Here is a 24,063-nt window from a genome sequence, read left to right on the forward strand (position 1 = left end):
AAGCAACGGGCGGGTTACCCCGCCCGTCTGCCGTGTCCGTGCCGTTATTGCTTGGCGGTGTCTTCGGCTTTCTTCTGTTCGGCGCTGGCCTTTTTCTTGGCCTTCTTCTGCGCAGCCTTCTTTTGCTGGTCTGCCTGCTTGGCCTTGTATTCCTGGACCGTCTTGCCGTCCGCTTCGGCCGGCGCTTCACTGGCCAGAACGTGGCCGGCAAAGCCGAAAGCGATCAATGTCATCAGCAGTTTCTTCATTTCTGACCACTCCTACAGGGTTAAAAGCAAATTTAGCGTAGGAAAGCGTAGGGAAACTGCAAATTAAAGATTATTCATCGCGTCCGGTTCGGCCCGCGTCGACCACGCCGCTTCGGCCCGCTCGGGGACGTCTCCCGGGGTGATATGGATGGAGGCGCGGCCACCGTGTGTTCCAGCCACTGCCCCGGCGGCAGGTCATCGAGCGTCCAGTCGCCGATCGCGTAGCGCACCAGTCGCAAGGTTGGGAAGCCAACGCGCGCAGTCATGCGCCGCACCTGGCGATTCTTGCCCTCGCTGATCACCAGCTCCAACCATGAAGTGGGAATCGCGGCACGGAAACGCACCGGCGGCACGCGCGGCCATAACCCGGCCGGCTCCTCGATCAATCGCGCCTGGGCGGGCCGGGTGACGAAGTCTCCCAGATCGACGCCCTGTCGCAACGTGGCGAGCGCCGCAGCGTCGGGCACGCCCTCCACTTGGGCCCAATAGGTCTTGGGCAGCTTGTGCTTCGGATCGGCGATACGCGCCTGCAAGGTGCCGGAATCGGTCAACAGCACCAGCCCCTCGGAGTCGGTATCCAGCCGGCCGGCTGGATAGACGTCCTTGACCGGCACATAGTCGGCCAGGCACTGGTGCGGCGGGCTGGGAGTGAACTGGCAGATGACGCCGTAAGGTTTATTGAGAAGGATCAGCTTTGCCATTGCGTAATTTTACCCATATGAATTCGACATCCGTCTGCGCCAGGCGGTTGACTTGGCAGCGTGGTGTCGTTCAAGCGATAATCGCGGGTTTGTAGCGTCCGCCGCTACGGTTCCAACCAACAGATGGGAAGCCAACGATGAGCCATATCAAGGTGCCTAACGAAGGCGCGAAGATCGTTCCGAACCTCGCAACGCCGGACAACCCGATCATTCCGTTCATCGAGGGCGATGGCATCGGCGTCGACATCACGCCGGTGATGAAGCGCGTGGTCGACGCAGCCGTGGCCAAGTGCTACGGCGGCAGCCGCAAGATCAACTGGATGGAAATCTACTGCGGCGAGAAGGCTGCCAAGATCTACGGCAACGACACCTACCTGCCGCAGGAAACCCTGGACGCGCTGAAGGAATACGTCGTGTCGATCAAGGGCCCGCTGGCGACCCCGGTCGGCGGCGGCATCCGCTCGCTGAACGTGGCCCTGCGCCAGCAACTGGACCTGTACGTCTGCCTGCGCCCGGTGCGTTACTTCCAGGGCGTGCCGTCGCCGGTGAAGAAGCCCGAGCTGATCGACATGGTGATCTTCCGTGAAAACACCGAGGACATCTACGCCGGCATCGAGTGGGACGCCCAATCCGAAGGCGCCAAGAAGGTGATCGAGTTCCTGCAGGAACAGATGGGCGTGAAGAAGATCCGCTTCCCGGAATCGTCCAGCATCGGCATCAAGCCGGTGAGCAAGGAAGGCACCGAGCGCCTGGTGCGCAAGGCGATCCAGTACGCCATCGACAACAACCGCAAGTCCGTGACGCTTGTCCACAAGGGCAACATCATGAAGTTCACGGAAGGCATGTTCCGCACCTGGGGCTACGAGCTGGCCAAGAAGGAATTCGGCGGCGTCGAGATCGACGGCGGCCCGTGGGTGCAACTGCCCAACGGCATCGTGATCAAGGACGTGATCGCCGACGCCTTCCTGCAACAGATTCTGCTGCGTCCGGCCGAATACGACGTGATCGCCACCCTGAACCTGAACGGCGACTACATCTCCGACGCGCTGGCCGCTGAAGTGGGCGGCATCGGCATCGCCCCGGGCGCCAACCTGTCCGACAACGTGGCCTGCTTCGAAGCCACCCACGGCACGGCCCCCAAGTACGCCGGCCAGGACAAGGTGAACCCGGGTTCGCTGCTGCTGTCCGCCGAGATGATGCTGCGCCACATGGGCTGGAAGGAAGCGGCCGACCTGATCATCAGCGCCATGGAAAAGACCATCCAGGACAAGATCGTGACCTACGACTTTGCCCGCCTGATGGATGGCGCCAAGGAAGTGTCGTGCTCCGCCTTCGGCGAAGCGATCGTCGAGCGCATGTAAGCCGCGCCAGCCGGTCAACAAAAAAGCCCCGCCATGCGGGGCTTTTTTGTTGGATGCGTCGTCCTCATGTTCCTGGAACAGCGACCGACGCACCGACCGGGCATGAAAAAGCCCCGCCGAAGCGGGGCCTTGCCCATCCAGGCGCCGATCAGGCGGTCTGGATGTTGGCGGCTTGCTTGCCCTTGGGGCCTTGCGCGACTTCGAAGCTCACGCGTTGGCCTTCCTTCAGGGTCTTGAAGCCGGGCATATTGATCGCGGAGAAGTGAGCGAAAATGTCCTCGCCGCCTTCATCCGGTGTAATGAAGCCGAAGCCTTTGGAATCATTGAACCACTTTACGGTACCCGTAGCCATTTGGGGTCTTTCTCCAAGATATGCATTAACACAGCGTCCAAGACGCCGACTGTTTGAAGTCAAGGCCCAACGACGGGTAAACCGGTAAGGCATCAAACTTGTCCATCAAACGCGCTTCGGTTTTACGCGACATTTACGATGAGGGTCAAGCGTGTGCTTGTGAAAAACAGCAAACTGTTGCGCCGTTGGAACGCTTGAAAAAGGACCTCTGCGCGCCAAAATGGGAATGAACAAGGTTGGATAGCGATGGCCCTAGATCAACAGCTGGAAAAAGAGCGGGCACTGCGGGAAGTCCGTACCGCCCCGCCACCCATGTATCGGGTAGTGTTGCTTAACGATGACTACACCCCGATGGACTATGTCATCGTCGTCTTGCAGCACTTTTTTGCGATGGACCGCGAACAAGCCACGGTGGTCACGCTCAAAGTGCACAACGAAGGCCGGGGCATCTGCGGGGTCTACCCCAAGGATATCGCTGCCACGAAGGTCGCGCAGGTCACGGAGCATGCGCGGGCACACCAGCACCCGCTCCAATGCATCATGGAGGTAAACGAATGATCGCCCAGGAACTTGAAGTAAGCCTCCATATGGCGTTCATGGAGGCGAGACAGAAGCGCCACGAGTACATCACCGTGGAGCACCTCCTGCTTGCATTGCTGGACAACCCGTCGGCCGCCGAAGTGCTGCGCGCCTGCGGTGCCAACATGGACGAGCTGCGCCGCTCGCTCGGTGATTTCGTCACCGAGCACACGCCGGTCGTCTCCGGCAGCGGCGAGGTCGAAACCCAGCCGACCATCGGTTTCCAACGCGTGATCCAGCGCGCCATCCTGCACGTGCAAAGCTCGGGCAAGAAGGAAGTGACCGGCGCGAACGTGCTGGTCGCCATCTTCGGCGAGAAGGACAGCCACGCGGTGTATTTCCTGCACCAGCAAGGCATCACGCGGCTGGATGTGGTGAATTTCATCTCGCACGGCATCGCCAAAAGCCAGAGCGCGCCGCAGCAACCGCCGCGTAGCGAACACAGCGGCGAAGAGCAGGATACCGAGGTGAGCCCCGGCGGTGCGCTGGAAAGCTTCACCCAGAACCTGAACCAGCTGGCGCTGTCGGGCCGCATCGATCCGCTGATCGGCCGCGAACCCGAACTGGAACGCGTGATCCAGATCCTGTGCCGCCGTCGGAAGAACAACCCGCTGCTGGTCGGCGAGGCCGGCGTGGGCAAGACCGCCATCGCCGAGGGCCTGGCACGCCGCATCATCGAAGGCGAGGTGCCGGACATCCTGGCCGATGCCACCGTCTACGCACTCGATATGGGCGCGCTGCTGGCCGGAACCAAGTATCGCGGCGACTTCGAACAACGGCTGAAGGCAGTGATCAAGCAGTTGGCCGAGGAACGCAACGCGATCATGTTCATCGACGAGATCCACACGCTGGTCGGTGCCGGCGCCGCCTCGGGCGGGACGCTGGATGCGTCCAACCTGCTGAAGCCGGCGTTGTCGAACGGCACGCTGAAGTGCATCGGCGCGACCACCTACAGCGAATTCCGCGGCATCTTCGAGAAGGACAACGCGCTGTCGCGTCGCTTCCAGAAGATCGACGTCGCCGAGCCTTCGGTGGCCCAGACCGTGGAAATCCTCAAGGGCCTGAAGGAGCGCTTCGAGCAGCACCATGGCGTGAAATACACCGTGAGCGCACTGGCCACCGCCGCCGAGCTGTCCGCCAAGTACATCAACGACCGCCACCTTCCGGATAAGGCCATCGACGTGATCGACGAGGCCGGCGCGGCGCAGAAGATCCTGCCGCGCTCCAAGCAGAAGAAGACCATCGGTAAGGGCGAGATCGAGGACATCGTGGCCAAGATCGCGCGTATTCCGCCAAAGTCGGTGTCGTCGGACGACAAGAACGCCTTGAAGACGCTGGACCGCGATCTGAAGAACGTGGTGTTCGGACAGGACGTCGCCATCGACGCGCTGTCCACGGCGATCAAGATGGCGCGTGCCGGCCTGGGCAATCCGCAGAAGCCGATCGGCGCCTTCCTGTTCAGCGGCCCGACCGGCGTCGGCAAGACCGAAGTGGCACGACAATTGGCCTATACGTTGGGCATCGAGTTGATCCGCTTCGACATGTCTGAGTACATGGAACGCCACGCGGTCAGCCGCCTGATCGGCGCCCCGCCGGGATATGTCGGCTTCGAACAGGGCGGCCTGATGACCGAGGCGATCAACAAGCACCCCTACGCGGTACTGTTGCTCGACGAGATCGAAAAGGCCCATCCGGACATCTACAACGTGCTGTTGCAGGTGATGGACCACGGAACGCTGACCGACAACAACGGGCGCAAGGCCGACTTCCGCAACGTCATCGTCATCATGACGACCAATGCGGGCGCCGAAAGCCTGAACAAGTCGGTCATCGGCTTCACGTCCAAGAAGGAAACCGGCGACGAGATGCAGGAAATCAAGCGGATGTTCACGCCGGAATTCCGCAACCGGCTGGATGCGATCATCCCGTTCGCCCCGCTGACGCACGAGATCATCCTGCAGGTGGTGGACAAATTCCTGCTCCAGCTGGAACTGCAATTGCAGGAAAAGAAGGTGGAAGCCCACTTCACCCAGGGGCTCAAGGACATGCTGGCGCAGCATGGCTTCGATCCGCTGATGGGCGCCCGGCCGATGGCCCGCCTGATCCAGGACACCATCCGCAAGGCGCTGGCCGACGAATTGCTGTTCGGCCGGCTGACCCACGGTGGCGAGGTGACCATCGACGTGGACGAGCAAGGCAAGGTGGTGCTGCAACTGGAAGAGGACGAAGCGGCGGTTCCGGCCTGATGTCCTGATCCATCAAAAAGCCCCGGCGCTGCCGGGGCTTTTTTTATCGCAGGTTCGCCACGATTACTGGGCCTGCTGCACGATCACCGTCTGGGCAGGCATCGGCGCGCTGAATCCAGCCTCGCCGAAGCTTTCCCTGATCACCCGGTTGGTTTCGAAGTACACCTGCCAGTAATGGTCGTTGTGGCAGTACGGACGCACCGCCAACACCGGCCCGACCAGGGTGAATTCGACGATCTCGACCTCCACCGGCGGATCGGCCAGCACATTGGGAATCGCCGCGATCTTCTCCTTCAGCAAGGCGATCGCCGCGCGATGATCGGTGCTGCCGGCCAACTGCGCTTTCAGATCGACGCGACGGAACGGGTTGGCCGTGTAGTTCTGGATGGTGTCGGAGAAGATCTTGTTGTTGCCGACGATGGTCAGCACGTTGTCGGGCGTGTTGATGGTGGTGGAGAACAGGCCGATCTCCGTCACGGTGCCCAGCTGCCCGGCCACGCCGACGAAATCCCCCACCTTGAACGGCCGCAACACGATCAGGAACGCGCCGGCGGCGAAGTTGGCCAGCAAACCGGACCACGCCATCCCGATCGCCACGCCGGCGGCCGCGATCAAGGCAGCAAAGGTGGTGGTCTGGATGCCGAAATAGCCCAGGATGCCGATCACCAGCAACACGTTGAGTGTCACGGTGATGATCGATCCCACGTAGCGCAGCACCGTGGGATCGACGTGCTGCCGCTCCAGCGAGCGTCGGACCAGGCTCACCGCGACGCCGATCAGCCAACGGCCCACCACCCAGAAAGCGATGGCGGCAAGGATCTTCACCCCGAACAGCGTGAGGTAATCCACGATCACCGTCTGGAAACGGCTGACCGTTTCCACGCCCTGCGATACCACGTCCTTGTCCATTGTGTGCTCCTGTAGTGCATGAGTCGGGTTGATGTGACCCATTCAAGCTAGCAGAAGAAATATGACTGGTAAGTATCGGTTCAGCCGCGAGGATGGTGCGACTTGTGCAACGCTTGCAGGCGAGCGGTCGCCACGTGGGTATAGATCTGGGTGGTACCGATGTCGGTATGACCAAGCAGCATCTGCACCACGCGCAGGTCGGCCCCGTGGTTGAGCAAGTGGGTCGCGAACGCATGACGCAGGACGTGCGGCGATAACTTTTCCGCCGCGATGCTGGCCTGAGTGGCGTAGCCCTTGATGATGAACCAGGCCCCCTGGCGCGTCAGCGGCTCGCCACGCTGATTGACGAACAGGGTGGGCGCAGCCTTGCCGGCACACAGCACGGGACGCGATTCGGTCAGGTAGCGCGTCAACCAGTGCGCGGCCTCGTCGCCCATCGGCACTACCCGCTGCTTGCCGCCCTTGCCACCGACCACCTGCACGAAGCCCTCGGTGAGGTAGAGCCGCTCCATTGGCAAGCCCACCAGTTCCGATACGCGCAAACCGGTCGCATACATCAGTTCCAGCATGGCCCGGTCGCGCACACCACCGGCAGTGCCGAGATCCGGCGCAGCCAACAACGCCTCGACCTGCGCTTCCTCCAGTCCCTTGGGCAGCGGTCGTACCCGGCGAGGCGATGTCAGCAGCTCGGTCGGATCATCGGCGATCCGCTCAGCCTGACGCCAATGACGATAGAACTTGCGCAGGCTGGCCAGGCGCCGCGCCAGGGTGGAAGCCTTGACGTCGCGCGCCTGGCGGGCCAGGAACGCCTGGATGTCGTCCCGATCGGCTGCCAGCACCGGCTTGCCCTCGCCGGCCAGCCAATCCGCCCAGATGGCCAGATCGCGACGATAGCTGTCGGCGGTATTGGCCGCCAAGCCATCGCCCAGCCACACTTGGTCGATGAAGTCGTCGACCACTCGCAGCGAGGCCTCCAGCAAGGGGTTCACAGTACGCCTTCGTGAACCAGCAGCTTGTACTTGAGCGGCCCCCAGTCGACCCCATTGCGGTTGGCGTTGAAGCCACCCAGACCCTGCTTGGCGACCACGCGGTGGCAGGGAATGACGATGGGCAACGGATTACGGCCGCAAGCGGTACCGACCGCCCTCGCACTGGATCCGACCTGCCAGGCGATCTCGGCATAACGCACGATCTCGCCCAACGGAATGGCGGCAATCCGTTCCCATACCGCGCGCTGGTGTGGCGTGCCTTCCAGGCGGTATGGCAAGTCGAAGCGGAACGCCGGATCGGCGCCATAGGCGGCGATCTGCCGCGCCACCTCACGCAGCAGCGGAGTTTGTGGTGGATGCAAGGGGGCATCCGGCGGCAGGAAATCGATCAGCCCCAGCCACTGCTCGGTGGCACAGAGGCCCAGCGGCCCGATCAGGCTGGGAACGATGGCGTCGTAGTCTTGATAAACGATGGGGTGCATCCACGGCATGGCGCGCGCCTCACAAGATCCAGCCGTCGATCCTAAACGAAAAAACGCGGGCAAAGCCCGCGTTTTCAAGAAAGCGCCCCGAATTACTGAGCAGCTTGCACAGCCTTGCGCGCCGGCAGCTTTTCCTTGATGCGCGCGGACTTGCCCGAACGCTCGCGGAGGTAGTACAGCTTGGCGCGACGCACGTCACCACGACGCTTCACTTCGACGGAAGCGACCAGCGGGGAGTAGGTCTGGAAGGTACGTTCCACGCCGGTACCGGCGGAGATCTTGCGCACGGTGAAGGCGCTGTTCAGGCCGCGGTTCTTCTTCGCGATGACCACGCCTTCATAGGCTTGCAGACGTTCGCGGTTGCCTTCCTTGACCTTCACTTGCACCACCACGGTGTCGCCAGGGGCGAACTCGGGCACGGTCTTGCCCAGGCGGGCGATTTCTTCTTGTTCCAGTTGCTGGATCAGGTTCATTGCTTTGTTACTCCGTTTGTGAAGACGTACCTTCTGCACTTGCGTGAGAACCCACTTCAGCGTGGTGTTCCGCCTGGAATTCGGCCAGAAGACGAGCTTCCTCTTTTGTAGGCCGACGCGAAGCAAGCAACTCGGGACGACGCAACCACGTGCGCCCCAGCGCCTGCTTCAAACGCCAGCGCCTGATGTTGGCATGATTCCCCGAAAGCAGAACCTCCGGGACCGCCATGCCGCGGTAAACCTCGGGACGGGTGTAATGCGGACAATCCAGCAACCCATCCACAAACGAATCTTCCTCGGCGCTCGCCGCGGTGTTGAGCACACCGGGCAATTGCCGCACCACTGCGTCGATCAGCACCATAGCCGGCAACTCGCCGCCCGACAGCACGTAATCGCCGACGGAAATCTCCTCGTCGACCTGACGCGCCAGCACCCGCTCGTCCACGCCCTCGTAGCGCCCGCACAGCAGCACCAGACCCTCGAGCGCCGCCAGTTCCAGCACCTTGGCATGAGTCAGCGGCGCGCCCTGCGGCGACAGATAGACCACGCGGGGCCGCGCGTTCTGCGCTGCCTGCCGGGCCTTGGCCGCGGCAATCGCGTCCTCCAGCGGTTCGGGCAACATCAGCATGCCCGGGCCACCACCGTAGGGTCGGTCATCGACCCGGCGATAGTTGTCGTGCGTGAAGTCGCGGGGGTTCCACGTCTCCAGCTCGAAGATCCCCAGCTCACGTGCGCGCTGCGTCACGCCATGCCGGGTAATTGCCTCGAACATCTCGGGAAAGATGCTCACCACGTCGAAACGCAGCGGCCCTGTCCGTTCCATCAGTAATCCAAGCCCCAGTCGACTTCGATCGACTTGGCGGCCATGTCCACCTTGAGCACCACTTGCTTCACGAACGGCAGCAAGCGCTGCTTGGCCCCATCCTGCACGACCAGCACATCGTTGGCACCGGTCTCGAACAGCTTCGCCACCACACCGAGCGCTTCGCCACGGGTATTGACCACGGCATGCCCGATCAGGTCGGCCCAGTAGTACTCGCCCTCGGCCGGCTCGGGCATGGCACTGCGCGGCACCGCGATCAGCGAGCCCTTCAGCGCCACCGCCAACTCGCGGTCATCGACCCCGACCAACTTGGCGCCCAGCTTCTTGGGCTGCACCTGGCCCTCGTCGAGCGCATAGGCCCGCCACTGACCGGGCTGACCGATCCACCAGGTGTCGTAGTCGAATAGACTGTCGACGAACTCGGTATCGGCAACCACGTTGACCCAGCCCCGAATACCGAAAGCCCCGCTCACATAACCCATCGTCACCAGATCTTCGGGGACGACGGCTTGTGTGGACGGGGCGATATCCTTGCTTGCCACAGTCGCTTAGGCGGCGGCCGGCTTGTATTGCTTCAGCAGGCGAGCAACCGCATCGCTCGGCTTGGCACCAACGCCAACCCAGTAGTTCACGCGGTCGAGAGCGAAACGGACGCCTTCCTGGCCTTCCTTGGCGAGCGGGTCGTAGAAACCCAGGCGCTCGACGAAGCGACCATCGCGACGGTTGCGCGAATCGGTGACGACGATGTTGTAGAACGGACGGTCCTTGGCGCCGCCACGAGTCAGACGAATCACAACCATTGTTTTGTACCCAGAATCGGTTTACGCGAAACTCGCAATTGTAGGTGAACTCCACAAGCCAGCACAAGGCCCTTCACGACAAACACTTGCGAAAGGCGGCAAGCGGCTCACATGCCGGGCAGCATGCCCTTCATGCCCCGCATGAGCTTGGCCATGCCGCCCTTGGAGAACTGCTTCATCATTTTCTGCGTCTGCTCGAACTGGTTGAGCAGGCGGTTGACCTCCTGCACGCTCACGCCGGCCCCCGCCGCGATCCGCCGCTTGCGGCTGGCCTTGAGCAACTCGGGCTTGCGCCGCTCGGCGGGCGTCATCGAGTTGATGATGCCCTCGATCCGCGCCACGGCCTTGTCCGAAGCCTGGCTGTTGGCGATATCGCCCAGCTGCCCCATCCCGGGCAGCTTGTCCAGCAATGCGGACATCCCGCCCATCTTCTTCATCTGCTGGATCTGCGCCTTGAAGTCCTCCAGGTCGAAGCCCTTGCCGGACTTCACCTTCTTCATCATCTTCAGCGCTTCGGCCTCGTCGACCGTCTTCTGCACGTCCTCGATCAGCGACAGCACGTCGCCCATGCCGAGAATCCGGCTCGCCATCCGGTCGGGGTGGAACGGCTCCAACCCGGTCAGCTTCTCCCCCACCCCGAGGAACTTGATGGGCTTGCCAGTGATGTGGCGCACCGACAGCGCAGCACCGCCACGGGCATCGCCATCCATCTTGGTGAGCACCACCCCCGTCAACGGCAAGGTCTCGTTGAACGCCTGCGCGGTATTGACGGCATCCTGCCCCTGCATGGCGTCGACGACGAACAGCGTCTCCACCGGCTTGACCGCCGCGTGCAGCGCCTTGATCTCGGCCATCATGGCTTCGTCGATTGCCAGTCGACCGGCCGTGTCGACGATCAGCACCTCATGGAAATGGCGCTTGGCGTAATCCAGCGCTGCCTGCGCGATATCCACCGGCTTCTGGCTGACGTCGGACGGGAACCACTCGATTTCGAGTTGCTCGGCCAGCGTCTTGAGCTGCTCGATGGCCGCCGGACGGTAGACGTCGGTGGAAACCAGCAGCACCTTCTTGCGCTGCTCTTCCTTCAGCCGCTTGGCCAGCTTGCCGGAGGTGGTCGTCTTGCCGGCCCCTTGCAGACCCGCCATCAACACCACCGCGGGAGGCACCGCGGCCAGGTTGAGCGCGTCGTTCTGAGCCCCCATCAGCTTGGTCAGCTCTTCGTAGACCACGCCGATCAGCGCCTGCCCCGGCGTCAGGCTGCCGATCACCTCCTGGCCCAGGGCGCGTACCTTGATGTCGGCTACGAACTGCTTCACCACGGGTAGCGCGACATCCGCCTCCAGCAGCGCCATGCGCACTTCGCGCAACGTATCCTGGATATTGGCTTCGGTCAGTCGGGCATTGCCACGCAGTGTCTTGACGACACCACCGAGGCGACCGGAGAGGTTTTCGAGCATGCTGGATCCTTGGGCCGAGCGGCGCCGCGCGCCGCCCGCTCTGTTAGACTGAATGATTCGCCGATTTTACCCCACTATCCTCGTGCCCTGGCTCGCCCTCATCGCACTCCTTATCTATGTTCTGCTCGGATGGCAGTTCTGCCGAACTCGCCTGAGCGCTGCCGCACCTGCGCATCCCAGATTGGAAAGCGGCTTGCTGCTGGTGGCACTCGCCCTGCACGGTCTGGCCTTGTGGCCGCCCCTGGCCGTCCCACCGTTGCACTTTGGCGCCGGCGAAGCGTTGTCGATGACCGCCTGGCTCGCGCTGCTGGTCTTCCTGGTTGGGCAGCTTTCCTTCCGGCTGGATGGCCTGCAACCGCCGTTGCTGGCATTGGTCATTGCCCTGCTCGGCATCAGCTTGCTGATTCCGCCGGGACACGCACTGACCTATCCGCAGAATGCAGTGTCCCGCCTGCACTTCCTGGCCGCCATGCTGGCCTACGGCCTGTTCGCCAACGCCGCCGGCCTGGCGATGCTGATGCATCTGGCCGATCGGCGCCTCCACCACGCGGACGCACACCTGCTGGTGCAGAAACTTCCCCCGTTGATCTCGCTGGAGCGGCTGCTGTTCGCCTGCGTGGCGCTGGGCTTCGCGTGGCTGAGCCTGGCGCTGGGCACCGGGGCACTGTTCAGCGAGGAGGTCTTCGGCAAGGCCCTGCAGTTCAACCACAAGATCGTCCTCTCCATCGCTGCCTGGCTGGTGTTTGGTGGGCTGCTGCTGGGGCGGAAGCTTCGCGGTTGGCGGGGACGAACGGCGATCAGGGCGACACTGCTAGGGTTTGCACTGCTATTACTAGGTTATATCGGCTCACGCTTCGTTCTCGAGATCCTGCTGCACCGGATGTAAGCAATCGAGCATCCAGTAAGGCTTTCCGTGCCATCTGCAAGGTGGCGACCACTCAAGAGCAGCCCAATTCCGACCAAGCCCATAAGCCGATACCTGGGTAGTAGGTGAACAATCGTCAGGCCGATGCTGCCTTACATACGGGATGCCCATCCTGGGATGACATTTGCTAGACTGCTCAAAGCCTTGGGGCCAATTGATCTGTCATCGCGCACCAAGACCAAGCCAACCATTCAATTCAAGCGCGCCATATAGCCATCTGCCATGTCGACCACCACTGTGCCTATTTCCGGTCTTGCACGTTTATTGGTGCAACACGGCCGGCTGGTCGAATCCGACGCGGAAGCCCTGCAGCAATCCGCGAACAACAACAAGACCACCTTCATCGAACAACTGATCAGTAGCCGCAAGATTTCCGCGAAGGAACTCGCGGAACTGGGGGCGCAGGCCTTTGGCTATCCGTTGTTCGACCTGGACCAGATCGACACCAGCTACATCCCGAGCGGCGTCCTCGACCCCAAGCTGATGCAGGCCAATCGCCTGGTCCCCCTGTTCAAGCGCGGCAGCAAGCTGTTCATCGGCATTTCGGACATCACCAATCTGCAAGGGCTGGAGGAAGTCCGCTTCCAGAGCGGACTGCAGGTCGAGCCGATCGTGGTGGAGGACAACAAGCTCGCCGCGCTGATGGGCAAGCTGTTCGAACAATCGGGCGCCAGCCTGAAGGATCTGGCGGTCGACGAAGCGGATCTCGACATCCGGACCGGCGAAGAAGAACAGCAGGACACCGTCAATGCCGATGTCGACGACGCACCCGTCGTCAAATATCTGCAGAAGATATTGCTCGACGCGATCAATGCCGGCGCTTCCGATATCCATTTCGAGCCCTACGAAAAGTTCTATCGCATCCGCTATCGCCAGGATGGCGTGTTGCGCGAGATCGCCCAACCGCCGCTGGCCATCAAGGAGAAGCTGGCCTCGCGCATCAAGGTGATCTCCAAGCTGGATATCTCCGAAAAGCGTGTTCCCCAAGATGGCCGGATGAAATTGGTGCTATCCAAGAGTCGCGCCATCGACTTCCGGGTCTCCACCCTGCCGACACTGCACGGCGAGAAGATCTGTATCCGGATTCTGGACCCGACCTCGGCCACGCTGGGCATCGATGCGCTGGGCTACGACCCGGACCAGAAGGAATCCTTGCTACAGGCCATTCATCGCCCCTACGGCATGGTCCTGGTCACGGGCCCCACCGGCTCCGGCAAGACCGTGTCGCTCTACACCTGTCTGAATATCCTGAACGAACCCGGCATCAATATCTCGACAGCGGAAGACCCGGCCGAAATCAACCTGCCGGGCATCAATCAGGTCAACGTGAACGACAAGGCGGGGCTGACGTTCTCCGCCGCGCTCAAGGCCTTCCTGCGGCAGGATCCGGACATCATCATGGTCGGTGAAATCCGCGACCTGGAGACCGCCGATATCGCGATCAAGGCGGCCCAGACCGGCCACATGGTGTTTTCGACGCTGCACACCAACGATGCGCCGACCACCCTGACCCGGATGCTGAACATGGGCGTCGCGCCCTTCAACATCGCTTCGTCGGTGATCCTGATCACCGCGCAACGCCTGGCGCGTCGACTCTGCTCGCAATGCAAGGTCCCGGCCGATATCCCGCCGGAAGCGCTGTTGGCCGCCGGCTATCGCGAGGCCGACCTGGACGGTAGTTGGCAACCCTATCGCCCCGTGGGCTGCGATGCCTGCAAGGGCACCGGCTACAAAGGCCGGGTCGGCATCTATCAAGTGATGCCGATTTCCGACGAAATGAACCGCATCATCATGAAAAATGGCAATGCCGTGGATATCGCAGATCAAGCCCGCCTCGATGGCGTGCGCGATCTGCGTCAATCCGGTCTCATCAAGGTCAAGCAGGGGCTGACTTCCCTTGAGGAAGTCATGGCAGTGACCAACGAATAAGGGGAGCAAGACGCAGATGGCCACAGCAGCAGCACGAGCGGCAGCCGCAAACAAGGTGAAGGAATCCACCTTTATCTGGGAAGGCAAGGACCGCGGCGGCAAGGTACTCAAAGGGGAAATGCGTGCCAGTGGCGAGGCGGTACTGCGCAATCATTTGCGCCGCCAGGGCATCAATGTCACCAAGATCAAGAAGCAGCGCCTGCGTACCGGGCGCCGCATCACCGATCAGGACGTCACGATGTTCACCCGGCAGATGGCAACGATGCTGAAATCCGGCGTTCCCCTGCTGACCGCCTTCGATATCGTCGCCAAGGGGCACGGCAACCCTTCCATGACCAAATTGCTCATGGAAATCAAGGCCGATATCGAAACCGGCTCATCGATGACCCAGGCCTTCCGCAAGCATCCCGCCTATTTCGATGCGTTGTATTGCAACCTTATCCAGGCGGGTGAGCAGGCCGGTATTCTGGACACCCTCCTTGCCCGCCTCGCGACCTACAAGGAAAAGATCCTCGGCGTCAAAAAGAAGATCAAGTCGGCGCTCTTTTACCCCACGGCGGTGATTGTGGCGGCGTTCGTCATCACTGCCGTGATCATGATTTTCGTCATTCCGGCTTTCAAGGACCTGTTCTCCAGCTTTGGCGCGGACCTTCCTGCCCCGACTCAAATTGTCATTACCTTATCGGATCTTTTTGTCAATTATTGGTGGCTTATCTTCGGCAGCATAGGTGGTGGCATTTGGTTATTCCTGAAGATATGGAAACGTTCCGAAGCAGTCCAAATTGCCATGGACCGATTCCTCCTGAAAATTCCCGTTATCGGGGAAATCATGAAGAACGCCACTATCGCTCGATGGGCGAGAACCTTGTCGACCATGTTTGCCGCCGGCGTTCCTCTGGTTGAGTCTCTGGAATCGGTCGGCGGCGCCTCGGGAAACTACATCTATCGCATGGCCAGCAAGAAAATCCAGACGGAGGTGGCTACCGGGACCAGCCTGACATTGGCGATGCAGAATGCCAATGTGTTTCCAAATATGGTGCTTCAGATGACGTCGATCGGCGAGGAGTCCGGCTCGCTCGACTCTATGCTGGGCAAGGTTGCGGATTACTACGAAGAAGAAGTGGATAACGCGGTCGAGGCACTTTCAAGCCTGATGGAACCGATCATCATGGTGGTTCTGGGCGTTTTGATTGGCGGTCTGGTCATTGCAATGTACCTACCTATCTTCAAAATGGGCGAGGCCATCGGCGGATGATGTTCTGGCAATTGCTGGGTGAAAACCCGCTGTTCTACAGCGGGTTTTTATTCGTACTGGGCCTGCTGGTCGGCAGCTTTCTCAATGTGGTCATTCATCGCCTGCCCAGGATGATCGAGGCAGAATTCCGCCAGGAATGCCGGGCACTCGATCAGCCGGACGAAGCCACGCCCATACCGCGTCCGGCCTATAACCTGATGGTTCCGCGCTCCGCGTGCCCTAGCTGTGGCCGGCCGATCCGCGCGAGCGAGAATATTCCAGTCGTGAGTTATCTGCTGCTCAAGGGACGCTGCAAAGGTTGTGGCGCCGCCATCAGCCTCCGTTATCCTGCGGTCGAGTTGCTGACTGCAATCCTCACTGCCGCGGTAGGCTGGTATTTTGGGCCGACCCTTCCTGGTATCGGCGCCGTGGCGTTGACCTGGGCGCTGATTGCGCTGTTTTTCATCGACGCCGACACCTACCTGCTCCCCGACTCGATCACACTGCCATTGGTATGGCTGGGATTGCTGATCAACCTGATGGGGGGATTCGTCCCCTTGCAGGATGCAGTATTAGGCGCGGTATTCGGCTATCTGTCGCTGTGGAGCATTTATTGGCTCTTCAAATTGGTGACAGGCAAGGAAGGCATGGGTTATGGCGATTTCAAGTTGCTGGCGGCACTCGGAGCGTGGTTTGGCTGGCAGGCGCTCCCTCTGGTCATTCTGTTGTCTTCCGTCGCCGGCGCCGTCATCGGAATCGCACTGGCCTGGGCTGCCCGCCGGGGCTTTTCCAAACCGATGCCATTCGGGCCCTATCTGGCAGTTGCCGGCTGGCTGGTATTGATCTGGGGAGCTTCATTGCAACATTTGATCTTTCCCCATTGGTAAACCGATGAAAGTCGTCGGCCTGACAGGTGGAATTGGCAGCGGCAAATCCACGGTGGCGGCACTGTTTGCACAATTGGGCGTGCCGGTCGTCGACACCGACCTCATTGCCCACCAGTTGTCCATTCCGCCCTCCCCCGCCTTGGAGGACGTCGCGGCAGTATTCGGCAAGGAATATCTAGGCTCCGATGGCGCCCTGGATCGGGCCAGGATGCGTGAACGGATTTTCGAAGATCCGGCCGCCCGTATTCGGCTGGATGCGATCTTTCATCCCAGGATTCGCAAAGCAGCCCAAACGGAATTGGCAAGCCTGAGTGACGGCCCCTATGCTCTATTGGTCGTGCCGCTGTTGTTCGAAGCCGATGGGTTTCGCGGGCTGGTTGACCGCTCGCTGGTGGTAAATTGCACGCAGGAACAACAGTTGGCGCGTATTCTCCAACGATCGGGGATAAATCGTAGCCTTGCGGAACGGATCATCCTCAGTCAGCTACCGCCAGCCAAGCGCCTTGCCCTCGCGGACGACATCCTGGAGAACAATGGCTCGCTGTCGGAGCTACAGCGGCAAGTCGAGGCTTGTCATGATCGATACTTGAAATGGGCCAACGACCATTGAAACTAGCCTTACGTAACGGGTTTTCAAACCGGCGCCATTGCTGCAAAATCGGGTATCTTTTTGTATCCGCCCTGCCGTGATCAGCTACGAGTTCCCCATCAACGAGCGCATCCGCACCCTGCTGCGGCTGGAGCACCTGTATGACCGCACCGCGTTGTTCGCGGGTCGGGCAGATGCGGTGGACCACCATGTCGCGCTGCTCGGCATCTTCGAAATCATGGAAGTGGCCAGCAGGGCCGACCTGAAGTCCGACCTGTTGCAGGAACTAGAGCGGCAGCGCCAAACGCTGGCATCCCTGCGCAACAATCCCCATATCTCCGAAGCCGCCCTCGAAGGCGTGCTGGCCGAGATCGAAACCGTACACGCCCGCATGCTCGACATGACCGGCAAGTTCGGCCAGTACCTGCGGGAAAACGAATGGCTGATGACCATCAAGCAACGCCTTTCGATTCCCGGTGGCGCCTGCGAGTTCGACCTGCCTTCGTACCACTATTGGCAACAATTGCCCGCGGAACGCCGCCAGACGGAGGTCGATCGCTGGTTTCGCCCGCTCACCCCCATCAAGCAAGGCATCGACATCGTCCTGCGCCTGCTGCGTGACTCGGCCCGCGTCAGCCACTACACCGCGCACCAAGGTACTTTCCAGCAGATGTCCGGCGGCAAGACGATCCAGATGTTGCGTGTCACGCTGCCCAGCGACCTGCCGGTCGTGCCCGAGCTTTCCGCGAACCGCTACGCGATCAACGTCCGCTTCGTCCACCCCTCCACCAGTGGCGAAAGACCACGCGTAGTCGATGGCGACATCGATTTCAGCCTCGGCTACTGCAATCTGTGAAACCTCGCCTCGTCCCTTGTCCCAAGTGCGGCACACTCACGCCGTTCTCGCCCGACAACCCGTATCGCCCATTCTGTTCCGCCCGCTGCCGTACCGACGATTTGGCCTCGTGGGCCGAAGAGAAGTACCGCATCGAGGGCAGCGATGCCGGCGAAGAACCGCCGCTTCCGCCTCCGCTGGACTGATCCCGGCATCCGCCAGCCGACGGGCGCTACAGCGGCGTAGCAGCGTCCCCCTTCGTGTCACACGGCGTTCAAGCAAACGTCATCGTTTTTTCACCCGACCGCCTTAATTTGTGTTCCGACGCCCAGGAGGAACATGAATGCTGCAGCAACTGCAAAACGTTGGTACCGAAAAGCGTAGACGCCCGCTCTCCCTGGCGTTCGCCTCGACGCCGGGTCATCTGCGCGCAGCGCAGGCCCTGCGCTACAAGGTCTTTGCCGAGGAAATGGGGGCAGCCCTCAAATGCCGCGAACCAGGGCTGGATCAGGATCTGTTCGACGCCTACTGCGAGCACCTGCTGGTGCAGGATGATGAAACCGGCGAAGTGGTCGGCACCTACCGCATCCTGCCACCGCACCAGGCGCGCAAGCTGGGCAGCTACTACGCCGACACCGAGTTCGACCTTACCCGCCTGCAACACCTGCGCAATCAGTTCGTCGAGGTGGGCCGCTCGTGTGTCCACCCGGACTATCGCAACGGCGCCACCATCGCCTTGCTCTGGTCCGGTCTCGCGGAGTACATGCAGCGCCACGGGTACCAGTATCTGATCGGCTGCGCCAGCATGTCACTGGCCGACGGCGGGCATCACGCGGCCAGCCTGTACCGGAAGATCGCCGAAGCCGCCTATGCGCCGGTAGAGTGGCGCGTCTTCCCTCGTTGTCCGCTGCCCCTGGCAGCACTCGACCAGAAGATCCCCGTCATGGTGCCTCCCCTGATCAAAGGCTACCTGCGCGCCGGTGCGCTGGTATGCGGCGAACCGGCCTGGGATCCCGACTTCAACACTGCCGATCTTTTCGTTCTGCTGCCAATGCAGCGGATCGAGACGCGCTATGCCAAGCATTTCCTGCGCTGACGCCGACGCAATAAGCACATGGCCCGTTTCGGGGGATGTCGCTAAACTCGCTGAGTCTTTAGTTTCCGCTCAGCCCGCCGGCGACAGCCGGATTGCGTCCATGTATCGACACTGGCTTCGCCTGCAACGCCTCTTCAGCGTCCTGTGCCATCTGGGCATGGGCATCGCCATTGCCACCTGGCGCTTTCCGCGCATGGACGAAAACGCACGTCTTTGCCGGATTCAGGCCTGGTCGCGCACCCTGGCCAAGAAGCTGGGCATCACTGTCCGGGTCCAGGGCGTGGTGCCCGGATTGTATCCGCCCAATCACCTGCTGCTCGCCAATCATATTTCCTGGTTGGACATCTTCGTGCTGAACACGGAAACGGTGTCCCGCTTCGTCGCCAAATCGGAGATCAGGGGATGGCCGGTGGTAGGCAGCCTGTGCCATGCAGCCGGAACCTTGTTCATCGAGAGGGAGCGCAAGCGCGATACGGCACGGGTGAGCAACGCCATGATCGATGCCCTGCGCGAAGGGCATTGCGTTGCGGTATTCCCGGAAGGCACCACCTCGGACGGCCGCTGCATCCTGCCCTTCCGTTCTTCCCTGTTGCAGGCGGCGATCGACTCCGACGCCACCATCCAGCCGATCTATCTGCGTTACGTCGACACCGCCGGCAACTGGAACGACGCCGCCGCATACATCAACGAGATGTCGCTCAGCCAATCGCTGTGGCGTTTGCTGGGAGCGCAGGGGCTGGTCGCGGAAATCAACTTCCTGGCCCCCTTTGCCGTGGACGGCGAAGATCGCCGCACCTTGACGCGCTATGCGGAGACGCGCATCAAGGCTGCGCACGAAGCTCTCAACGGCCTTCAGGCCTCGCCCACCGCCTGATACGCACGGCGAGCCGTCACCTGGGCGATCTCACCATCGTCGAGACAGACTGCCGTCAACTGCCCACCCCAGATACAACCGGTATCGATCGCCCAGATATCCGGGCGCACCAGCAGCCCCAATGCCGACCAGTGCCCGCAGACCACCCTTGGCGTTGCGCATCGTCTACCGAAGTCAAACCACGGCACCAGCCCAGGCGGCGCCTGTTCCAGTTCTCCCTTGTACTTGAGCTGCAAGGCGCCCGCGTCGTCGACGAAACGCATGCGGGTGCAGGCATTGATGGTGAAGCGCCACCGATCGGCCTCGGATGTAGCGCCTAGCCAATGACTGGGCTTGTTGCCATACATGTCGGCCAAAGCCGGCTGCCAGGCGGACCGGGCAAGCGCCGCCTGAACTTCGCCGCAAGCGTCTGCCAACTGATCAAGCGTCCAGCCCGGCCAGATGCCGGCGTGGACCACCACGATATCGCCCAGCGACCGCATCAACGGTTGCCGCCTCAGCCAATCGCATAACTCCGCCCCATCCGCCGCGGCGAGCACCGCATCCAGGGTGTCCCCGCCACGCGGACTGGCGTGGCCTGCGAAACAGGCCAGCAGATGCAGGTCGTGGTTGCCCAGCACCGGGAAGACGCTGTCCTGATGGGCATGGGCCCAGCGCAGCACCTCCAACGAGGATGGCCCCCTGTTCACCAAGTCGCCGACCAGGTACAAAGTGTCCGAACCGGCGCGAAAACCAATGAGCGCCAGCAGATCGTCCAGCTCGTCAGCACACCCTTGGATATCACCGATTGCATAGCGGGCCATACGATTCATTCTCTATAAAGAATTAACTTACAAATTCGAGTGGCATATGCTCCGCAGCGCCCTTCCCACCTACGACGTCTGGATCGATCGCTTGGCCGCCTGCGAGCTGCCGGTGCTGCAGTATACGTGTGCCCGCCTCCAGGACCTGCAAAGCCGTGTCGACGACATCAGCATCCGCGATATCGCCCGACCGATCCGGCGCGATGCGTTGATGACGCTACGGGTCATCCGCTTCCTTCAGATGCACCGGCATGTGTCGCAAGTGACCGACGTCAACACCGTGGATCGCGTGCTGATGATGATCGGCATGCGCGGCTTCATCCGCGAATTTGGCCAGGCCGTCACGGTGGAAACGCGTCTGCACAACGCACCGATCGCACTCGCCAATGTGCGACGCATCCTTGCCCGCGCCGGGTTGGCGGCCCAATTCGCGGAAGCGATGGCCGGCATGCGACGCGACATCGACCCCGAGGAGGTGGCCACGGCGAGCCTGCTGCATGACACCGTCGAGATCCTCCTGTGGCTGATCGCACCGCAACTCGCATCCGAGATCGAGACCCTGCAGCAGGCTCAGCCTGATCTGCGCACGCGCGACGCCCAGCGGGAAGTACTGGGCCACACACTGTTCGATCTTCAACTGGCGCTGGTCCAGCGCTGGCACCTGCCCACGCTGCTGGCGCACCTGATGGATGAACGTTACTTGAACGAGCCGCGAGTGCGGACGGTGATTGTTGCCACGGCGTTGTCCCGGCACCTTTACCGCGGCTGGGATAACGCGGCACTGCCGGACGATTATCAGGCGGTTTCCGAACTGGTCTCCATCGATCCGGACGAAGCCTATGCGCTGGTCAGGAATGTCGCGCTCAAGGCAGGTAGGGAATGGCACTGGTACGAAACACTGCCGCCGATGGCACTGCGCCCCAGGCCTTGATCCACGTATCGGATGTACCAAAACAAAAGGCCAGCAATCGCTGGCCTTTTGTCTGGAGCAACCACGCTTATTCGGCGTCGTTGCCTTCCACCACTTCCGCCTCTTCCGGACGGTCCACCAGCTCGACCAACGCCATCGGGGCGTTGTCGCCGGCACGGAAGCCGCACTTCAGAATACGCAGGTAGCCGCCGTTGCGGGCCGCATAGCGCGGGCCCAACACGTCGAACAGCTTCACCACGATCTCGCGATCGCGGGTGCGGTCGAACGCCAGACGACGGTTGGCCAGCGACGGAGCCTTGCCCAGGGTGATCAGCGGCTCGGCGACGCGGCGCAGTTCCTTGGCCTTCGGCAGCGTGGTCTTGATGACTTCGTGACGCAGCAGCGCGTTCGCCAGGTTGCGCAGCAGCGCCTGACGATGGCTGGACGTACGATTGAGTTTACGATTGGCTAAACGGTGACGCATTTGTCAGTTCCTTTACCTTGCCGATCACGGCTTGTCCAAGCCGGCCGGCGGCCAGTTTTCGAGGCGCATGCCCAGGCTGAGGCCCTTCGAGGCGAGCACTTCCTTGATTTCGTTCAAGGACTTGCGGCCCAGGTTCGGCGCCTTGAGAAGCTCGGTCTCGGTGCGCTGGATCAGATCGCCGATGTAGTAGATGTTTTCCGCCTTCAAGCAGTTGGCCGAACGCACCGTCAACTCGAGATCGTCCACCGGGCGCAGCAGGATCGGGTCGATCTGCGGCGCTGCCGGCTTCTCTTCCTCGACCGGCGTACCTTCCAGATCGGCAAACACCGACAACTGATCCACCAGGATGCGCGCGGCTTGCCGCACGGCATCTTCCGGGGTCAACACGCCGTTGGTCTCGATTTCGAGAATCAGGCGGTCCAGGTCGGTACGCTGCTCGACGCGGGCACTTTCGACGGCGTAGCTGACGCGACGGATCGGGCTGAACGAGGCATCCAGCTGGATGGTACCGATGCTCCGCGACTCGTCGCGGTTGGCACGGGCGGGCGCCGGTTGGTAGCCGCGCCCCTTCTCCACCTTGATTTCCATGTTCAGCTTGCCGCCGGCGGACAGGTGGGCGATGACGTGGTCGGGATTGACCACTTCCACGTCATGCGGCACCTGGATATCGCCAGCCTTGACCACGCCCTGTCCATCCTTGGTCAGGGTCAGCGCCACGGCTTCGCGGCCGTGCAGCTTGAGCACGACCCCCTTGAGATTCAGCAGGATGTCGACCACGTCTTCCTGCACGCCATCCAGCGCGCTGTATTCATGGACGACACCCTCGATCTTCACCTCGGTAGGCGCGAACCCGGGCATCGAAGACAGCAGGATGCGGCGCAGGGCGTTACCGAGCGTATGGCCGTAACCGCGCTCGAACGGCTCCATCACCACCCGGGCTTGGGCGGCAGATTGAGCCTGCACGTCGATGATGCGCGGCTTGAGCAACTCATTAGCGAGGTTTTGCATGTATCAGTATCCCTTGGCCTTTCCGGGGCAGCTAATTACTTGGAGTAGAATTCCACGACCAGCGACTCGTTGATGTCGCTGGAAAGATCGGAACGCTCCGGCGCGTTCTTGAACACGCCTTCCATCTTCTTGCTGTCGACCTGCACCCAGTTCGGGAAACCGATGCCTTCGGCCAGCGAGAGCGCTTCTTGGATGCGCACTTGCTTCTTGGCCTTTTCACGCACCGACACGGCGTCGCCGGTCTTCACCTGGAAAGAGGGGATGTTCACCACGTTGCCGTTCACCACCACGGCCTTGTGCGACACCAGCTGGCGCGCTTCGGCGCGAGTGGAGGCAAAGCCCATGCGATAGACGACGTTGTCCAGGCGCGACTCGAGCAGCTTCAACAGGTTTTCACCGGTCGAGCCCTTGCGACGGGCAGCCTCTTCGAAATAGCGGCGGAACTGACGTTCCAGCACGCCGTAGATGCGACGGATCTTCTGCTTTTCGCGCAGGTGAACGCCGTAGTCGGACAGACGGGTGTTCTTCGCGCCATGCTGGCCTGGGGCTTGCTCCAGCTTGCACTTGCTGTCGAGGGAACGACGTGCGCTCTTGAGGAAAAGATCCGTGCCTTCGCGACGTGCGAGTTTGCACTTGGGTCCAATATAACGAGCCATGTTCTACTCCGGGATTAGATACGACGCTTTTTCGGAGGACGGCAGCCGTTGTGCGGCACCGGCGTCACATCCGAAATGCTGGTGATCTTGAAGCCGAGGGCGTTCAGAGCACGCACCGCCGACTCACGACCCGGACCAGGACCCTTGATACGAACTTCAAGGTTCTTCACACCATATTCTTGGGCAACTTTACCAGCGTGCTCCGCGGCCACCTGGGCAGCGAAGGGTGTACTTTTCCGAGAGCCCTTAAAACCAGCACCGCCCGAGGTAGCCCAAGAAAGTGCATTGCCTTGGCGATCGGTGATGGTAATGATCGTGTTGTTGAAGGAAGCGTGCACATGCACGATGCCTTCCGACACGCTCTTTTTGACTTTCTTCCGTACACGCACTGTGTTTGCTTTAGCCATTCTTTA

The 24,063-nt window shown here is 61.5% G+C and carries 29 protein-coding genes; 13 read left to right on the forward strand and 16 right to left on the reverse strand.

Translation table 11 applies throughout. The features are described from left to right. Positions 1 to 44: 44 nt before the first annotated feature. Positions 45 to 248 (reverse strand): hypothetical protein, encoded by a 204-nt coding sequence (locus tag C556_RS0111970; RefSeq protein ID WP_018748495.1) that lies wholly within the window; start codon positions 246 to 248, stop codon positions 45 to 47. A gap of 74 nt (positions 249 to 322) precedes the next feature. Beyond that, a complete protein-coding gene (locus C556_RS0111975; RefSeq protein ID WP_018748496.1) occupies positions 323 to 949 on the reverse strand; it encodes a pseudouridine synthase in 627 nt (208 codons plus the stop codon). A 137-nt stretch (positions 950 to 1,086) separates the two neighbouring features. Here C556_RS0111975 and icd point away from each other — a divergent pair, with 137 nt between their 5' ends. Then, on the forward strand, positions 1,087 to 2,310 hold the full coding sequence (gene icd / locus C556_RS0111980; RefSeq protein WP_018748497.1) for an NADP-dependent isocitrate dehydrogenase: 1,224 nt from the start codon (positions 1,087 to 1,089) through the stop codon (positions 2,308 to 2,310). Between the two features lie 148 nt (positions 2,311 to 2,458). Here icd and C556_RS0111985 read toward each other — a convergent pair whose 3' ends face one another. Beyond that, entirely contained in the window at positions 2,459 to 2,662 is a 204-nt protein-coding gene (locus C556_RS0111985; RefSeq protein WP_018748498.1) for a cold-shock protein, read from the reverse strand. Positions 2,663 to 2,908: 246 nt separating this feature from the next. Here C556_RS0111985 and clpS point away from each other — a divergent pair, with 246 nt between their 5' ends. Beyond that, complete coding sequence (gene clpS / locus C556_RS0111990) at positions 2,909 to 3,220, forward strand: ATP-dependent Clp protease adapter ClpS (protein WP_018748499.1); 312 nt, start codon at positions 2,909 to 2,911, stop codon at positions 3,218 to 3,220. Beyond that, the gene (clpA, locus tag C556_RS0111995; RefSeq protein WP_026263038.1) at positions 3,217 to 5,487 is read left to right on the forward strand and encodes an ATP-dependent Clp protease ATP-binding subunit ClpA; all 2,271 of its coding nucleotides are present in this window, start codon (positions 3,217 to 3,219) and stop codon (positions 5,485 to 5,487) included. The genes clpS and clpA overlap by 4 nt, the downstream gene beginning before the upstream one ends. A 63-nt stretch (positions 5,488 to 5,550) precedes the next feature. Here the strand turns inward: clpA and C556_RS0112000 are convergent, their stop codons facing one another. The 8 genes from C556_RS0112000 to ffh form a co-directional block, all read right to left on the reverse strand. After that, positions 5,551 to 6,396 carry a mechanosensitive ion channel family protein gene (locus C556_RS0112000; protein WP_018748501.1) on the reverse strand — a complete coding sequence of 282 codons (846 nt, stop codon included), beginning with the start codon at positions 6,394 to 6,396 and terminating at the stop codon, positions 5,551 to 5,553. An 80-nt stretch (positions 6,397 to 6,476) separates the two neighbouring features. After that, complete coding sequence (gene xerD / locus C556_RS0112005; RefSeq protein WP_018748502.1) at positions 6,477 to 7,385, reverse strand: site-specific tyrosine recombinase XerD; 909 nt, start codon at positions 7,383 to 7,385, stop codon at positions 6,477 to 6,479. Next, positions 7,382 to 7,876 carry a methylated-DNA--[protein]-cysteine S-methyltransferase gene (locus C556_RS0112010; protein ID WP_245559244.1) on the reverse strand — a complete coding sequence of 165 codons (495 nt, stop codon included), beginning with the start codon at positions 7,874 to 7,876 and terminating at the stop codon, positions 7,382 to 7,384. Before C556_RS0112010 ends, xerD begins: the two co-directional genes overlap by 4 nt. Before the next feature lie 83 nt (positions 7,877 to 7,959). Next, the gene (rplS, locus tag C556_RS0112015; protein WP_018748504.1) at positions 7,960 to 8,340 is read right to left on the reverse strand and encodes a 50S ribosomal protein L19; all 381 of its coding nucleotides are present in this window, start codon (positions 8,338 to 8,340) and stop codon (positions 7,960 to 7,962) included. A gap of 7 nt (positions 8,341 to 8,347) precedes the next feature. Then, entirely contained in the window at positions 8,348 to 9,163 is an 816-nt protein-coding gene (gene trmD / locus C556_RS0112020; RefSeq protein WP_018748505.1) for a tRNA (guanosine(37)-N1)-methyltransferase TrmD, read from the reverse strand. Beyond that, positions 9,163 to 9,645: a ribosome maturation factor RimM gene (gene rimM / locus C556_RS0112025; RefSeq protein ID WP_018748506.1), complete on the reverse strand. Its 483-nt coding sequence runs from the start codon at positions 9,643 to 9,645 to the stop codon at positions 9,163 to 9,165. Before rimM ends, trmD begins: the two co-directional genes overlap by 1 nt. 66 nt (positions 9,646 to 9,711) lie before the next feature. Further along, positions 9,712 to 9,963 (reverse strand): 30S ribosomal protein S16, encoded by a 252-nt coding sequence (gene rpsP, locus C556_RS0112030; protein ID WP_018748507.1) that lies wholly within the window; start codon positions 9,961 to 9,963, stop codon positions 9,712 to 9,714. 107 nt (positions 9,964 to 10,070) lie between these two features. Then, positions 10,071 to 11,420 (reverse strand): signal recognition particle protein, encoded by a 1,350-nt coding sequence (gene ffh / locus C556_RS0112035; RefSeq protein ID WP_018748508.1) that lies wholly within the window; start codon positions 11,418 to 11,420, stop codon positions 10,071 to 10,073. A gap of 202 nt (positions 11,421 to 11,622) precedes the next feature. On the opposite strand from ffh, the gene C556_RS0112040 reads away from it, so the two are divergent. From C556_RS0112040 to C556_RS20230, 9 genes are all read left to right on the forward strand, one after another. After that, positions 11,623 to 12,306 (forward strand): cytochrome C assembly family protein, encoded by a 684-nt coding sequence (locus C556_RS0112040; protein WP_245559247.1) that lies wholly within the window; start codon positions 11,623 to 11,625, stop codon positions 12,304 to 12,306. A 261-nt stretch (positions 12,307 to 12,567) separates the two neighbouring features. Continuing rightward, positions 12,568 to 14,274 carry a type IV-A pilus assembly ATPase PilB gene (pilB, locus tag C556_RS0112045; RefSeq protein ID WP_040431135.1) on the forward strand — a complete coding sequence of 569 codons (1,707 nt, stop codon included), beginning with the start codon at positions 12,568 to 12,570 and terminating at the stop codon, positions 14,272 to 14,274. A gap of 16 nt (positions 14,275 to 14,290) precedes the next feature. Then, positions 14,291 to 15,529, forward strand: coding sequence for a type II secretion system F family protein (locus C556_RS0112050; protein WP_018748511.1), 1,239 nt, complete (start codon positions 14,291 to 14,293; stop codon positions 15,527 to 15,529). After that, a complete protein-coding gene (locus C556_RS0112055) occupies positions 15,529 to 16,395 on the forward strand; it encodes a prepilin peptidase (RefSeq protein ID WP_018748512.1) in 867 nt (288 codons plus the stop codon). Before C556_RS0112050 ends, C556_RS0112055 begins: the two co-directional genes overlap by 1 nt. A 4-nt stretch (positions 16,396 to 16,399) precedes the next feature. Then, entirely contained in the window at positions 16,400 to 17,005 is a 606-nt protein-coding gene (gene coaE / locus C556_RS0112060; protein WP_018748513.1) for a dephospho-CoA kinase, read from the forward strand. 76 nt (positions 17,006 to 17,081) lie between these two features. Then, a complete protein-coding gene (zapD, locus tag C556_RS0112065; RefSeq protein ID WP_018748514.1) occupies positions 17,082 to 17,840 on the forward strand; it encodes a cell division protein ZapD in 759 nt (252 codons plus the stop codon). Further along, entirely contained in the window at positions 17,837 to 18,025 is a 189-nt protein-coding gene (locus C556_RS22290) for a DNA gyrase inhibitor YacG (RefSeq protein WP_245559245.1), read from the forward strand. Before zapD ends, C556_RS22290 begins: the two co-directional genes overlap by 4 nt. 137 nt (positions 18,026 to 18,162) lie before the next feature. Continuing rightward, entirely contained in the window at positions 18,163 to 18,915 is a 753-nt protein-coding gene (locus C556_RS0112075) for a GNAT family N-acetyltransferase (RefSeq protein WP_018748515.1), read from the forward strand. Positions 18,916 to 19,015: 100 nt separating this feature from the next. After that, on the forward strand, positions 19,016 to 19,789 hold the full coding sequence (locus C556_RS20230) for a lysophospholipid acyltransferase family protein (RefSeq protein WP_018748516.1): 774 nt from the start codon (positions 19,016 to 19,018) through the stop codon (positions 19,787 to 19,789). Here C556_RS20230 and C556_RS0112085 read toward each other — a convergent pair. Next, the gene (locus C556_RS0112085; protein WP_245559246.1) at positions 19,768 to 20,601 is read right to left on the reverse strand and encodes a symmetrical bis(5'-nucleosyl)-tetraphosphatase; all 834 of its coding nucleotides are present in this window, start codon (positions 20,599 to 20,601) and stop codon (positions 19,768 to 19,770) included. The two genes, C556_RS20230 and C556_RS0112085, sit on opposite strands and share 22 nt — an antisense overlap. Before the next feature lie 37 nt (positions 20,602 to 20,638). On the opposite strand from C556_RS0112085, the gene C556_RS20235 reads away from it, so the two are divergent. Beyond that, complete coding sequence (locus C556_RS20235; protein WP_018748518.1) at positions 20,639 to 21,523, forward strand: HDOD domain-containing protein; 885 nt, start codon at positions 20,639 to 20,641, stop codon at positions 21,521 to 21,523. 67 nt (positions 21,524 to 21,590) lie between these two features. On the opposite strand, the gene rplQ is transcribed toward C556_RS20235, so the two are convergent. Genes rplQ through rpsK form a run of 4 tightly spaced genes read right to left on the reverse strand, consistent with a single transcriptional unit; the run spans position 21,591 to position 24,057 of the window. Beyond that, positions 21,591 to 21,986, reverse strand: coding sequence for a 50S ribosomal protein L17 (rplQ, locus tag C556_RS0112095; RefSeq protein ID WP_018748519.1), 396 nt, complete (start codon positions 21,984 to 21,986; stop codon positions 21,591 to 21,593). Positions 21,987 to 22,010: 24 nt separating this feature from the next. Further along, positions 22,011 to 22,994, reverse strand: coding sequence for a DNA-directed RNA polymerase subunit alpha (locus tag C556_RS0112100; RefSeq protein WP_026263043.1), 984 nt, complete (start codon positions 22,992 to 22,994; stop codon positions 22,011 to 22,013). A 35-nt stretch (positions 22,995 to 23,029) separates the two neighbouring features. Next, complete coding sequence (gene rpsD, locus C556_RS0112105) at positions 23,030 to 23,650, reverse strand: 30S ribosomal protein S4 (RefSeq protein WP_018748521.1); 621 nt, start codon at positions 23,648 to 23,650, stop codon at positions 23,030 to 23,032. A gap of 14 nt (positions 23,651 to 23,664) precedes the next feature. Next, positions 23,665 to 24,057, reverse strand: coding sequence for a 30S ribosomal protein S11 (rpsK, locus tag C556_RS0112110; RefSeq protein ID WP_018748522.1), 393 nt, complete (start codon positions 24,055 to 24,057; stop codon positions 23,665 to 23,667). Positions 24,058 to 24,063: the final 6 nt, after the last annotated feature.

It is taken from the genome of Chitiniphilus shinanonensis DSM 23277 (assembly GCF_000374805.1).
GTDB lineage: Bacteria > Pseudomonadota > Gammaproteobacteria > Burkholderiales > Chitinibacteraceae > Chitiniphilus > Chitiniphilus shinanonensis.